Source organism: Flavobacterium sp. DW-iso2 (genome assembly GCF_058725285.1).
In genome coordinates, this window is sequence record NZ_JBZXDY010000001.1 from 249,803 (window position 1) to 265,000 (window position 15,198).

Consider the following 15,198-nt stretch of genomic DNA (forward strand, 5'->3'; position numbering starts at 1 on the left):
AATGTTTCTATTTTCAGCTTGCGGAAAAATGTATTTAAAAATGATTCCTTAAGATAGCCAATCTAAGAGAAACTAGGCAATACCTCCCACAAAATAAGAAACTATAAGTTTTTCTACTTTTAATAGTTCTTAAGCAACTAATTATTAGGATATTAAAAGTATGAAAAAATAACCAATATAGCGTTTAAAAATAAAACTACTTAATTGTCAGTCAATTAAGTAGTTTTAGAATTTAAAAAGTAAAGGGGTATGATTTTATGTAATACTACAAAATAGTCTTTTGTTAGGCGAGTGTAAAATGGTATTTATCTATAGCTACACTACTCTTTTTTAAAAGTGCCGTTATCCACGTCTTTTATAAATTTTATTAGACCCTTAAAATATGTTTTTTGATCATCATATTGAGAAAGATGACTACCATTAGCACAAAATAGAAATCGGCCGTTTTGAACTTCGTTGGCGATCCATTTCATATGCTCTGGATCCATAGTGTCGTATTTAGAACCGATTGATAATGTAGGAATCGTTATCGTTTTAAGCCTGTCTTTTACGTCCCAATTTTTTAAGGAAGCATTTCCGGTGATGCCAAATTCACTGTGACCCTGCATAAACACATATACATTAGGGTTGATGTGTTTGAAACATCGATTGATAGATTCTGGCCATTCTTCCAGTGGTTTTCTTAGAATGTGTTCCGTATAATAATATTTGAAAAGAAGTTCGCTGTATTTTGGATTGTCAAAATCATTGTTTTTCTCCATTTCCTGTAGTTCTTTCAGGATTTTAGGATTCATTTGTGGAGCAAGAACCTCTTGTGCATAGGCATTGTATTCAGGAATGCTGGCCATCATATTAGATATAATCAAGCCTTTCATGTTTTTTTGGTATTTTAGGGCATATTCCATGGCAAGTATTCCGCCCCAGGATTGACCTAAAACATAAAAATTAGAACTATCTGCTCCTAGTGCGATTCGGACTTGTTCCACCTCCTCAACGAAACGTTCGTTCGTCCACAAACTGTCGTAATTAGGTTGGTCGCTGTAGTAGGATCCTAATTGATCGTAATAAATGTATTCGATGCTTTCGTTAGGAAAATAACCATCAAAACATTCGTACAATTCGTGCGTGAGTCCAGGTCCTCCGTGAAGTAATAATACTTTAATTCTAGGGTTATTCCCCACGGTTTTTGTCCATACCTTAAAGGTTCCTTTTGGTGTGGTAATCGGAATCATTTTTATGCCTCCTGTGTACTGATCTTTCGTTTTGGAATAATCCAAATAATTCGCTCTAATTGGATCTTCGTTCTTTTGCTTACAATTAGAAAATAATAAAACACTTACTAGAGAATAAAACAGGATTTTTACTTTCATTGTCATCGTATTTATCAGTTATAATTATAAGTCAATCGACTAACCGTAGATTTTATGGAATAAATTAATGTATTTTTCCATAACTATTTTTCTTTTTAGCTTAAGTGTTGGCGTCAGTTGCCCACCTTCTACAGACCAAACATCTGGTGTTAATTCAAAACGCTTAATTTTTTCCCAATTACCAAATTTTTCGTTTAAACCATCAATTTCTTCCTGAATTCTTGCTATTACTTTTTCGTTGGATACAATTTCTTCATTAGTACTTCCTATTACTATTTTATGAATAACCGCCCATTCTTTTACGAATTCAAAATCAGGTTGAATGAAGGCTGCCGGCATTTTTTGTCCGTCGCCTATCACCATAATTTCTGCAATGAAACGGGATTGTTTCATGGTGTTTTCAATAAGTTGCGGTGCAATATATTTTCCACCTGAAGTTTTAAACATTTCTTTCTTTCGATCCGTAATTTTTAAAAATCCGTCTTTATCAATGTTTCCTATGTCACCAGTGTGAAAATAACCGTCAATAATGACTTCATTGGTTAATTTCTCATCTTTATAATAGCCCATCATGACATTAGGTCCTTTACAAAGAATTTCTCCGTCTTCGGCAATTTTAACTTCTACATTATCAATAACTCTCCCTACAGTTCCTATTCTGAAACCTCCATTTCTTATATCATTTACGGATATAACAGGCGAAGTCTCGGTTAAACCATATCCTTCCATAACAGGTATTTCGGCTGCAGCAAAAATTCGAGCTAATCTAGGTTGCAACGCAGCACTACCTGAAACCATTAAATCTAACTTACCACCTAATCCTTCTTTCCATTTACTAAAAATTAATTTTCGAGCAATTTTAAGTTGCATTTCATACCAAAGACCATTCGCACCATAAGGTTCATAGACTAATCCCAAATCAATTGCCCAAAAGAACAATTTCTTTTTAATCCCAGTCAGTTCAGTTCCTTTGGCATAGATTTTATCATACACTTTTTCTAATAGTCGAGGTACAGCCGTAATTACAGTAGGTTTTACTTCTTTTAGGTTATCACTGACTTTATCAATAGATTCTCCAAAGTAGATCGATACACCATAATATTGGTATAAATAAAGTAGCATGCGCTCAAAAATGTGACAAACAGGTAAGAAACTTAATGCAGTTGCATTTCCCGCTTCAAATGGAATTCTTGTAGAGCTGTTTAGTACGTCTGATACGATGTTATTATGAGAAAGCATAACTCCTTTTGGTCGCCCAGTTGTCCCAGATGTATAAATAATAGTCGCTAAATCGTCAGGTTTAACTAAACTTTTGCTTTCTTCAACATCATTCTGATTGCTTTGGTCTTCGCCAAGAGCGAGTAGTTCCTTCCAGTTTTTACAACCTTCAATAGGGTTAAAAGAATATACTTCTTTCAAATTAGGAACCTTATTTTTTATTGAATTTAATTTTTTAAGGATTTCCGCATCAGATACAAAACAATATATTGCACCAGAATGGTTCAATATGTATTCATAATCATCTTCTGTAATTGTTGGATAAATAGGTATATTTTGTGCTCCGGTTTGCAGAATACCAATATCCATAATATTCCATTCCGTTCTGTTGCTGGAAGAGATTATTGCGATTTTATCGTCTTTTTTTATTCCCATTCGCAAGAGTGCTCTAGAAACAGCATTTGCTTGAGCAATATATTCTTGTGTAGACGTTTTTATCCAAACACCGTCCTGCTTAGTATTTAAAGCATCTGGAATTGAGGTATATTTATCTTGTTGATAATAAGGAAAATCAAATAGTCTGGTTATAGAAGTCATTATGCGAAGGTTGAATTTTGCTGCAAATTAAAAAAAAAATGACAATATTTTTCCATTTTCAAAATTAAAATGGAAAAAATTAATTTTATAATTCCCATTTTACGAAAACGATTTCTTTAAACGGAGTTTAAAAGGTTGATTATAAGTAAAAAGAAAAATTGCAGTAGTTTTTAGTTTAAAATAAACTGTGGTTGCTTTAATATTGAAAAGTTGAAATAATTAGCTATATTTCAAATTTTTACACTAATTTTAAACATTACAAAGCTATAATGTGCGCTTTTTTTTCATGTTTAGTAGCAATCTCGTTAATTTTAACGATTTATAGGTTGTATATTTTCTGGTATTGGTCTTTGTAAAGCTCTTTAATAATTTTTCTCTTCAGTTTAAGTGTCGGAGTTAAGTGTCCACCATCTATCGACCAAACTTCAGCTGTCAATTCAAAGCGTTTGATTTTTTCCCAACTTCCAAATTTTTCATTCAAATTGTCTATATCTTGTTGTATGCGTTCTAGTACTTTTTCATGCACAACATAATCACTATTCGTTTTTCCAATGTCTAATTTATGGATGGCAGCCCATTCTTTTAAGAATTCAAAATTAGGTTGGATAAGCGCGGCCGCCATTTTTTGTCCTTCTCCTATGACCATAATTTGTTCAATAAAACGGGATTGTTTCATTGTGTTTTCTATTAATTGTGGTGCTATGTACTTTCCTCCAGAGGTTTTGAACATTTCTTTCTTTCGATCCGTTATTTTTAAAAAGCCGTCCGCGTCAATAATTCCTATATCTCCAGTATGGAAATAACCGTCAACAATGACTTCGTTAGTTAATTTCTCATCTTTATAATACCCCATCATTACGTTAGGTCCCTTACAAAGGATTTCGCCGTCTTCGGCAATTTTTACTTCTACATACTCAATTGGTTTTCCTACAGTACCTATTCTTAAGCCTTTGTTTTTTAAATCATTGAATGAAATTGCAGGGGAGGTTTCTGTTAAACCATAGCCTTCTAAAACTGGAATGTCTGCTGCCGTAAAAACACGTGCTAATCTGGGTTGTAAGGCAGCGCTACCGCTAACAATCAATTCGAGATTCCCACCTAATCCTTCTTTCCATTTGCTGAAAATTAATTTTCTTGCAATTTTAAGTTGCATTTCATACCATATTCCATTGGCGCCGTAAGGTTCAAATCGCAAACCTAAATTAATGGCCCAAAAGAACAGCTTCTTTTTAATTCCTGTCAGTTCCGTTCCTTTTGCATAGATTTTATCGTATACCTTTTCTAGAAGTCTCGGGACTGCAGTAATCATAGTTGGTTTTACTTCCTTTATATTATCACTAATTTTCTCTATGGATTCCCCAAAATAAACCGAAACACCATGATATTGATATAAATATAAAGCGGTGCGTTCAAAAATGTGACAGACAGGCAAGAAGCTCAGTGCTTTTGCATTGCCAGCTGGGAACGGAACTAAGTTAACAATAGCAAGGACATTGGAAACAAGATTTTGGTGCGAAAGCATAACCCCTTTGGGTGTTCCAGTGGTTCCAGAGGTATAGATAATGGTAGCCATATCTAGAGGTAGTACTTTTTCTTTTCGTGTTTCAAGTTCATTTTGATTGCTTTGGTCTTCGCCAAGAAGAAGCAATTCTGACCAGTTTTTGCAGCCTTGAATTTCATCGAAGCAGTATACTTCTTTTAGAGCAGGAACTTTATCTCGTATTGAATTGATTTTTTCAAATATTTCCAAGTCGGATATAAAACAATACGTTGCACCAGAGTGGTTGAGTATGTAAGCATAGTCATCTGCCGTGATTGTAGGATAGATGGGTACATTTTGTGCACCTATCTGTAGAATACCAATATCCACAATACTCCATTCCGTTCTGTTGTTAGTAGAAATCATTGCGATTTTATCGTCTTTCTGAATGCCCATTCGCAAGAGAGCGCCAGAAATAGCATTGGCTTTGGAAATAAATTCTTCAGTTGAAGTTTTTTCCCAAACGCCATTTTTCTTTGTTACAAAAGCATCTGCTATTGAAGTATATTTTTCTAGCTGATAATATGGGAAATCAAAAATTCTAGTTACGGATGTCATCATTTAATGTTTAATGTAGTTGCAAAATAGTTAAAAAATAGTGATAATTCTCTTTTTGTGTAAATTTTATAATTGAATTGATATTATTTTATGCTATTCAGGAGGGTTTTATTATCTATGAAATAGCCTATTGTAGCGATATATTGTTAAAAAATAGATAGTGAAAATACAATCATTATTTAAATAATTTTATAAGAATACGGCAGTTGTAGCGAAAAATAAGCATACTAATATCCACGGTTTACTCTAAACAGTTTTTATTCGCTAATTTCAAGAAGTATTTTATTTGAAATATCACTAAAAGTGGGTATTGTCATAAAAAGTTATTTCATTTACTTTTATTGCGAAAATAAACGAGATTTGAATATGCTTTAATGTGAAGTCATTTAAGATATTAAGTTCCAATATTTAGAAATTTTTAGACATTTAATAATACTGTGTAGACAGCAATTAATTAATAAACACGATGACGAATTCAGAAAAAATTAGAAAAGTAAACGAATTGCTTATTGAAGTAATTAAAGACGAAGAACATCAAGTTGAGAGCTCGTTGAGCGGTTTAAAAGATGTCGTTTTGAGTATTATCGCCGATTATTGGCTAACTGTGAGGGAACCTGAAATTTTTATGGCTAATGTCGAAATTGACATTGAGGAAAATGTAACGGAAGCCGTATTGTTATAGTAGTTTTGGTGTAAACATAATAATATGAGTATTGTCTCAAAATGGTTGGCCCTTTGAGATCAGTAATGTTTCAAGGGAGTATCCTATAATACAGTAAAGCTATCAGTTTTTTTGATGCTAAATACTGTTGTCAGATCTAAAAAGGAGTATAAAGTATTTAAACACTTTATACTCCTTTTTTTAATAATATTCGAAAATATGCGCGGTTTTATAGTGGTATGTTAGATGCAATTCTTGTGTTCTTTGTCTTTACTTTATAAATAGTAGGCGTGCATAGTATATTTAGTTATATTTGTTCGAATTAAAACTTTAAGTAATGACTAAGCCTACGTTAACTTCTCTATTGAATATTGATCGACCACTGATAATGGCGCCTATGTTTCTTGTTTCAAATACTAAAATGGTAATTGAAGGAATGAAATCGGGTGTGGCAGGTTGTATCCCAGCCCTAAATTACCGCACATTAGAGGAACTTCGCGCTTCCGTTATAGAACTTAAGGCAGCTAAAGTAGTAGGAGGTAGTTTTGGTTATAATTTGATTGTGAATAAATCAAATATCAAATACAAGGATCAATTAGCCGTTCTATGTGAAGAAAAAGTAGATTTTATAATTACTTCTTTAGGTTCACCAGAAGAAACCATTAAGGCAGCTCATAAAGTAGGAATTAAAGTTTTTTGTGATGTTACCGATTTGGCTTTCGCCAAAAAAGTAGAAAGTCTAGGTGCTGATGCTATTATTGCTGTTAACAATTTGGCTGGAGGTCATAGAGGCCCGCAATCACCAGAGCAATTGATTAAAGAATTAAATGAAAATACTGGATTGCCTGTTATTTCTGCTGGAGGTGTGAGTACTAAATCAGATTTAGATGAAATGTTAGGCTATGGTGCAATAGGCGTATCTGTGGGGAGTCCATTTATAGCCTCATTAGAGTCAGGTGTTTCAGAGGAATACAAACAAGCTTGTGTTGACTATGGAGCCAAAGATATTGTCTTGACCGAGAAAATTTCGGGGACACCATGTACCGTAATTAATACGCCTTACATTCAAAAAGTAGGAACGAAACAAACGTGGTTAGAAAGCACTTTAAATAAAAATAAAAGCTTGAAAAAGTGGGTTAAAATGATCCGATACATAATGGGATCTAACGCTGTAACTAAAGCAGCTACTGAATTTACCTACAAAACGGTTTGGGTTGCCGGGCCGACTATTGAAAACACGACTGCAATACGACCAGTTACTGCAATCGTTGATACATTAACGGTGTAGTTTTACAAACCCTATTTATTGGATTTACATTCCTAATAAGTCATTTCTGTATCATTACGCAATGGATTATTAGGAATGTTTTTTTTTGTTCAAAAAGCAATTATATCGGTTAAGAGTTGGATTATTCTACTTGAATCATTTTTCTTTTGGAGTGCGTGAAGGATAGCAGCGGAAATCCTCTCTCGTCTCGTTCTTAAAACGAGAGGAGAGAGATTGTAGCGAATAGCCTGACCCTTGGGGCACGCCCAAAAAATAGTTAACTATATCCCACAAAAAAAGCGCTCTCTTTCGAGAACGCTTTCTATATATAAAGTGTGAGTTTTATTTTTTGTCAATCCATTTTTTGGCATTCACAAAGGCTTCATGCCAAGGGGAAACTTCATCGTTTCTATCCTTTGGGTAATGCGCCCAGTTCCATTGAAACGTAGAACGTTCAATGTGTGGCATCATCACTAAGTGACGACCTGTTGTATCACATAACATAGCTGTGTTGAAATCAGAACCATTCGGGTTTGCTGGATAACCTTCATAACCATATTTAGCTACGATATTGTAATTTCCTTCACCCATTGGTAAGTTGAATTTACCTTCACCATGTGAAACCCAAACTCCTAAAGTGCTTCCTGCTAATGATGACAACATCACTGATTTGTTATCCTGTACCGTTACCGAAGTAAAGATACTTTCGTGTTTGTGGCTTTCGTTATGCAACATTTTTCCGTGTACTTCGTGCTCTGGATTAATTACTTCCAATTCCATAAACAACTGACAACCATTACAAATTCCAACAGACAAAGTATCTTCTCGTTTGAAGAAGTTTTTCAAGGCAGTATTTGCTTTTTCGTTGTATTTAAATGCTCCTGCCCAACCTTTGGCTGAACCCAATACATCTGAGTTAGAGAAACCTCCAACAGCTCCGATGAATTGAATGTCTTCTAATGTCTCCCGACCTGAAATCAAATCGGTCATGTGAACGTCTTTTACATCAAAACCCGCAAGGTACATAGCGTTTGCCATTTCGCGTTCCGAATTACTTCCTTTTTCACGGATAATTGCCGCTTTTGGTCTCTCGACTCCGCTCGAGATGACAGGTTTTTTTCCTGTGAAATGTGTTGGGAAAGTATAGTTTAATGCTTGGTTTTTGTAATTGTCAAAACGCGCTTGTGCCGTTCCATTTTTAGATTGTTTTTGGTCTAATAAAAACGAAGTTTTAAACCAAACGTCTCTGTATTTCGCAATGTCTAATTTGCAAGGGCCAAAGTCTAAAGTTGCTTCGGAAGTTGCTGTTCCTAATTTGTAGAAAGAAACTCCATTTGTGTTTAGTTTATTCTCTAAAGCCGCATCGTCTTTGGCTTGGAACACGATTCCGATATTCTCTGAAAACAAGTATTTGATGATGTCTTTCTCTTCAAAAACAGAGAAATCTATTTTGGCACCTAAATTATTATCAGCAAAACACATTTCTAAAAGGGTAGTAATCAAACCACCACTTCCTATGTCGTGTCCTGCAAGAATATTGTCTTCCAATATTAATTCTTGAATGGTATTGAAGGCTCTTTTGAAAAAGGCTGCATCTTTAATTGTTGGTGCGTCTTTCCCGATAGTATTCAACGTTTGTGCAAGTGAAGAACCACCTAGTTTGTACTCATCTTGCGATAAATTAATATAATATATTGAACCTCCGTCTCTTTGAAGGACAGGTTCTACCACTTTTCTGATATCGGTACAGTTACCACCGGCAGTAATAATTACCGTTCCCGGAGCAATTACTTCTTCGTTTGGATATTTTTGTTTCATCGAAAGGGAGTCTTTTCCTGTTGGAATATTGATTCCCAATTCGATTGCAAAATTCGAACAACTTTCTACGGCGGCGTACAAACGAGCATCTTCTCCTTCGTTTTTACAAGCCCACATCCAGTTAGCCGAAAGTGATATTCCGTCTAAACCGTTTTTAATTGGAGCCCACACAATATTCGATAAAGCCTCGGCAATAGCAGTTCTGCTTCCTGCAACAGGATCAAGCAAAGCGGCTACAGGCGAATGCCCTATAGAAGTAGCAATTCCTTCTTTTCCGTTATAATCCAAAGCCATTACACCGCAGTTATTCAACGGCAATTGCAATGGTCCTGCAGTTTGTTGTTTGGCTACTTTACCACCCACACAACGGTCTACTTTATTTGTCAACCAGTCTTTACAAGCTACTGCTTCTAATTGAAGCACTTGTTCTAAATAGGTTGAGATTTTATCTTTCGAATAATCTAAATCAGCATATTTTCTTTCGATAGTAGAATCGGTCATCACCACTTTTGGCGAACTTCCAAAAAAGTCTTCCAAAGCAAAATCCATTGGCTTAGCACCCGTAGTTTTTGATTCGAAAGTAAAACGATGGTCTCCGGTTACGTCACCTACTTGGTACATAGGAGCGCGCTCTCTATCGGCAATTTTTTGTAAGGTGTCAATGTCTTTTTGCCCAATAACTAATCCCATTCTTTCTTGAGACTCGTTACCGATGATTTCTTTTGCCGAAAGAGTAGGGTCACCTAAAGGCAATTTGTCCAAATCAATTAAACCTCCGGTATCTTCCACTAGTTCTGACAGACAGTTTAAGTGTCCTCCAGCACCGTGATCGTGAATGGATACGATTGGGTTTTCATTGCTTTCTACCAATCCACGAATAGCATTAGCCACTCTTTTTTGCATTTCTGGATTCGAACGTTGGATTGCGTTTAACTCGATACCAGAACTAAATGCTCCTGTATCTGCAGAAGAAACCGCAGCTCCACCCATTCCGATTCTATAATTTTCTCCTCCCAGGATAACAATTTTGTCTCCTGTTTGTGGTATTTTTTTGATCGCTTGTTCTAATTTTCCGTAACCAATTCCACCCGCTTGCATAATCACTTTGTCGAAACCTAATTTACGAGCATCTTCTTCGTGTTCGAAAGTCAGAACAGAACCAGTAATAAGTGGTTGTCCGAATTTATTTCCAAAATCAGAAGCTCCGTTTGAGGCTTTGATTAAAATATCCATTGGAGTTTGGTACAACCATTTTCTCTCGGCCATTCCGTTTTCCCATGGGCGACTACTCTGAGCGGAGTCGAATGAGTCTTCTAATCTAGAATAAGAAGTCATATAAACTGCTGTTCCCGCCATAGGTAATGAACCTTGTCCACCTGCTAGACGGTCACGAATTTCTCCACCTGAACCCGTTGCAGCTCCATTGAAAGGCTCTACCGTAGTTGGGAAATTATGTGTTTCTGCTTTTAAGGAAATAACCGAATCAAATTCTGTTACTTGGTAAAAATCAGGTTTGTCTGCGCTTTTTGGAGCGAATTGTTCTACACGAGGTCCTTTTACAAAAGCTACATTGTCTTTATATGCCGAAACGATGTCGTTAGGATTTTCTAACGATGTTTTCTTAATCATTTTGAATAAAGAAGATTCTTTTTCTACACCATCAATAACAAATTTCCCGTTGAAAATCTTGTGACGACAATGCTCTGAATTGGCTTGTGAAAAACCAAATATTTCAGAATCAGTTAGTTTTCTACCTATTTTAACAGCTAAGTTATCAAGGTATTCTACTTCTTCTGGACTTAAAGACAATCCTTCTTGTTTGTTGTAAGCTGCAATATCATCAATATCCAAAATGGCTTCTGGTGCGATATCGATAGTGAAAATTGTTTGATTTAACTCGGAATATTTTTGCGAAAGCATCGGATCAAAATCCTCAGAATCAGCTTTAGCATAATGAAACTCCTCAATTCTGATGATTCCTGAAATGGCCATATTTTGGGTAATTTCAACGGCATTAGTACTCCAAGGAGTGACCATAGCGGCGCGGGGACCAACAAAAAAATCCGTTAGTACGGATTTTTCAATTTTATTTGAGTCGGCAAAAAGCCAGTTTAATTTTGAAATGTCTTGAGCTGAAATTTCGTTTTGCGTTTGTACTGCAAAAACAGTTTTGCTTTGGTTTTCAAAGAAATGGATCATTGTTGTGTAGTTTGTTGTATTTTAGTGCAAATTTAGTCAATTAAGATTAAAATTTCTAATAAAAAAAGCGGCATAATTGCCGCTTTTAAAATGGATGTTATTTTTGTGTCAACTAATTGATAATGATTTTTTTAACAGAAGTTTTTGCGTCATCCGTTATTTTTATTAAATACAGTCCTTTGTCTAGGTGTAAAACTGATAAAGCTGTTCCATTAGTATTATTACTTTCAAAAACTTTTTGTCCTAAAAGATTATAAATTTCAACTGAAAAGGCTTTGTTTGAATTGTCTATCGTGAAGCTACCGTTTGAAGGATTTGGATATATCGTGACATCGTTTCCATCTATAACTATTTCTTCTTTAGCCTCTTTAGAAATTATTTTACTTCCAAGATTATTACAAGTATCTGCTGCATAAGAATCCCATTCAGCTGTTTTATTAAAAGTTGTTTTTGGGCCAGTTACGGTTATTTTTCTTCTTAAGGTTACATTAGCGGCAAAGTTTGCTGTTCCACCATTGAAGGTACCAATGATATCGATAAGCACTCCGTTTTTAAATAAACCGACAGCATCATTACCATTGAAAGTCATTTCGGCAGCAGCAGTAGAAATATTTGCTGAACTTTTAGGATAACAACTTGATGACATGGAGCTGTTTACCAAAGTAAATTTACTTCCGTTATTTAATGTTCCGCTTAAGGCGATTCCTGAGCTCCAAGATCCAGCACCGTTAGTTTGTTTTTTCACACTATAAACAGATAGATTAATGGCGATACCTGTAGCATTTGAAATTTCAAGCGCTTTGTTGTTTGATGAACCTTCAATATATTCTGAAAATAATAATTCAGTTGTTGAGCCCGTGGCAGCTGTAGTAGTACTATTTACCGAGTTGCTTGAAGCCGAAATGTTTCCTGCAGCATCTTTTGCTTTTATTGAAAAAGTGTAAGCAGTAGCGGCTGTTAATCCTGTAACGGCATATGAAGTTCCAGTAACGGTAGCTTTTAAGCTTGTTCCTTGGTAAACATTGTATCCTGTTACGGCTACGTTATCAGTTGAGCCAGTCCAAGATAAATTAGTTGTTGTTTGTGTTGTTCCTGAAGCTACTAAATTAGTGGGATTTGAAGGTGCTGTAGTATCAGCAGTTGGATTCCATACTTGCTGAACATATTCAGGATGGTCAATGTATGGATTTCTATTATTTTGAGTAACATAAATTGCTTTGTTACGGGCAATTTCTCTTGGGCTAACTGGGTCTAAGGCATTCCAAGCTAGGAGCATGTTTAAAAATGAAGTTGTAAAGACTTGAGTGCTGGTTCCATTAAACATGGGGTAAGCATAACCAGAAACAGTAGTTTCATAACGAGTGGCAAAATAGAAATACATTCTGGCAATGTCTCCTTTAAATTCGTCAATTGGTTCAAAAACAGTTCCTACATAACCAGAAACGGAACTAGAACCTAATTTACTTCCGTTAAGCGAAGTCCAGGTTGCTGTTGCTACAGTTCCATGTGGATAATTGGATCTTTGTCCGTTTACTTTTCCATCCGTTGGGGTGATAAAATGAGCATCAGAAACCATGGGAGCCGCTGAACCAAAAGTAGATTGTGGAATGATATGTTCTCTGTTGTAGCAATCCCCTTCCGTGGAATAGTTACCACATCGTTGTGTAGATCCTGTTGAATAATTATAAGGATCAGTGCCGTTTGTTTTTTCAGAATACATGTCTAAAACAGTACCATCATTTTCATAAAAATTATCGACATCCGATGTTTGATAAGTAGTATAAAGTCCACCGTAACCATTATCCGTATGGCCTTTAATAATAGTGTACAATTGAGTTTTCAGAGTGTAAGATGTTCCTGTGGCTGTTGCATAATAACCCGATGGTATTTGGGCAATAGCTGCTGTGAAGAATAATAAAAAGAGAAAAGAGTAGGTTTTTTTCATAAAATTTAATTTAAATTGATTTGTTAATTAGGGCATCCAAAAAGAAGGTTCAAAAAGACGGAATTTTTTGAATTTGACTTTTTAGATGTTGGCAAATCTAAATGTTTTAGGAGTACAGTATGTTATGAAATGTTTACTATTTTTGTTAATTATCTTACAGTAGTTACTATATGTTGTGTATTTAAAGGAATATTTATTAAAAGAGGTTGGAGTAGAGATTAGCGTTTCTACAGTTGGAATGAGAGTTATTTAGGAAAAGGTTTGTTTTGATACGCACCTAAGTCAGGAGGAGTAGTTCTTGTGTTTCCTAAAATATCTAACGGAATCAAATAGGCCGAATTCCCTTTTGCGAGAGCGCCGGAAGTTTCGTCGATAGTAAGTTTGTTTTGAGAAGCTTTATAAAACTTAGGGCTTTGGTTTAAAAGTATACCAGTATAGTGAGTGGCGTCAGTCGTGAATTGGTAATCCTGATTTGTGGTTGTAGCATCATACTTTATCAGGCAATTGTTGAATTGATAGTTAAATGTAGCCGTTGTTTTTTTAGTTAAGCTTAATTCGTTCGAATATGAGCCATAAATAATGCAGTTGTTAAAAGTGGCTTGTGTTAGGTCTTTAACTTCAGGAATGGCACCTTCAATAAAATTATCTATTGCAACGGCCACTTGGGACGAACTATTCCAGTTATTATTGAACGTGGAATGAGTGAATTTATAATTCCCACCATAAGAACAAGCCAAACTCGCTAGTCCTGCAGAATTAATTACAATATTTTCTCCATTGATTTTTGCTGTTTGAGCTAAGATCCCATAATTGGACGAATCGTAAATTTGGGTATTTTTTATGGATACTGTAGTTCCGTCATTGTTTTGAATTAATAGGCCAATGGTTGCATTTTTAATAGTCAAATGGTCTATGACGTTATTTGTGCTACCGTCTGTAAGCCATATCGTTCCCCATTGGCCGGGAACATTTGAATACTCAGGTTCCAGACGATCGCCTTCAAAAATGACTTCATTTTCAAATAGCGCTGAATTTGATTTGGAGCCATTTATGTTTATTGAGGCGTTATTACTCACGATAAGTCCAGAGTTAGCATGGAAATGAACACGAGAACCGGCATTAAAAACAACTTTTTTTCCTGAGGGAACCGCAGCGTAGCCGTAAATAACATACGGCTTTTGATTATTAAATACGAGCTCGTTTCCGTTTACGGGGTCATTTTCATCTAGATAAAAACCATAAATCTTTTCGTCACCCAGCGGCAGTGTTTCGGTAGTACCATCTGCAAAGCGTTTTGGATACAAGAAAATGGCATCTTGTATAAGCGTCACTAACTCTACCTTTTGTAAATTTGTTCCGGCATCAAATTCAATTTGGTCAGTATATAGGAAATCAGTTGGGTTGGTATCGGTGCTATTGGCAGTGGTTTCTATAAAAATATATAAGCTATCTTTTGCAAGTAGGTCGATGTTTTTAAATGATTTCCCTTCGCTTCCTTGCATTCCGTCCACGGTCATGCGGTATTTAGAATTTAGCCCTTTTGCCAGTTTTATCGTGGGAATGCTAATATCATTTTTACTTTTATTGTAAACTTTGAGTCGGTAGGTACTGGAACCGATGTTACTAAAAACGGTATCCAGATAGATAGTGTCTTTTGAAAAAGTTAAATCTCCAGTGCTGGCAACCGTTTCAAAATCAGAACGACAAGAACAAACTGAAAATAATATTCCGATAAAAAGCAATAGAGAGAAAGGACGCATTTCGTTTGATTTTGTGTAAAAATAAGAAAAAACTCATTTGAATGGTGCTGATTTTTTAGATAAGAATTTACATTAGGACTTTCTTTATTGCTAACAATAAATAGTTTGTGCAATAACGGAACGAGAGAAATAAATAATTACGGTATTAAAACTAAATTGTTTTTAATTTCTTAATGGTTTAAATTAAGATTCCCTATTTCTAAATCCAACAATAATCCGTTGATTTTAATTACGAACAAAAGCTAATTCTATGCTAAAGATTGTT

General features: G+C 35.3%; 8 protein-coding genes. 2 read left to right on the forward strand and 6 right to left on the reverse strand.

Annotated features, from left to right (window positions below; genetic code table 11):
- Window positions 1–320: 320 nt before the first annotated feature.
- The 3 genes from AC4PRO_RS01080 to AC4PRO_RS01090 form a co-directional block, all read right to left on the reverse strand.
- Entirely contained in the window at window positions 321–1,370 is a 1,050-nt protein-coding gene (locus tag AC4PRO_RS01080) for a proline iminopeptidase-family hydrolase (protein WP_492115965.1), read from the reverse strand.
- A 39-nt stretch (window positions 1,371–1,409) separates the two neighbouring features.
- Window positions 1,410–3,185 carry an AMP-dependent synthetase/ligase gene (locus AC4PRO_RS01085; RefSeq protein ID WP_492115966.1) on the reverse strand — a complete coding sequence of 592 codons (1,776 nt, stop codon included), beginning with the start codon at window positions 3,183–3,185 and terminating at the stop codon, window positions 1,410–1,412.
- 319 nt (window positions 3,186–3,504) lie between these two features.
- Entirely contained in the window at window positions 3,505–5,283 is a 1,779-nt protein-coding gene (locus AC4PRO_RS01090; RefSeq protein ID WP_492116025.1) for an AMP-dependent synthetase/ligase, read from the reverse strand.
- 466 nt (window positions 5,284–5,749) lie between these two features.
- Here AC4PRO_RS01090 and AC4PRO_RS01095 point away from each other — a divergent pair, with 466 nt between their 5' ends.
- The gene (locus AC4PRO_RS01095; RefSeq protein ID WP_074723045.1) at window positions 5,750–5,965 is read left to right on the forward strand and encodes a hypothetical protein; all 216 of its coding nucleotides are present in this window, start codon (window positions 5,750–5,752) and stop codon (window positions 5,963–5,965) included.
- Between the two features lie 316 nt (window positions 5,966–6,281).
- The gene (locus AC4PRO_RS01100) at window positions 6,282–7,232 is read left to right on the forward strand and encodes an NAD(P)H-dependent flavin oxidoreductase (protein ID WP_492115967.1); all 951 of its coding nucleotides are present in this window, start codon (window positions 6,282–6,284) and stop codon (window positions 7,230–7,232) included.
- 321 nt (window positions 7,233–7,553) lie between these two features.
- Here AC4PRO_RS01100 and purL read toward each other — a convergent pair whose 3' ends face one another.
- From purL to AC4PRO_RS01115, 3 genes are all read right to left on the reverse strand, one after another.
- Window positions 7,554–11,228 (reverse strand): phosphoribosylformylglycinamidine synthase, encoded by a 3,675-nt coding sequence (purL, locus tag AC4PRO_RS01105; RefSeq protein WP_492115968.1) that lies wholly within the window; start codon window positions 11,226–11,228, stop codon window positions 7,554–7,556.
- 112 nt (window positions 11,229–11,340) lie between these two features.
- Window positions 11,341–13,173, reverse strand: coding sequence for an endonuclease (locus AC4PRO_RS01110; protein ID WP_492115969.1), 1,833 nt, complete (start codon window positions 13,171–13,173; stop codon window positions 11,341–11,343).
- Between the two features lie 245 nt (window positions 13,174–13,418).
- On the reverse strand, window positions 13,419–14,933 hold the full coding sequence (locus AC4PRO_RS01115) for a hypothetical protein (RefSeq protein ID WP_492115970.1): 1,515 nt from the start codon (window positions 14,931–14,933) through the stop codon (window positions 13,419–13,421).
- Between the last annotated feature and the right edge of the window lie 265 nt (window positions 14,934–15,198).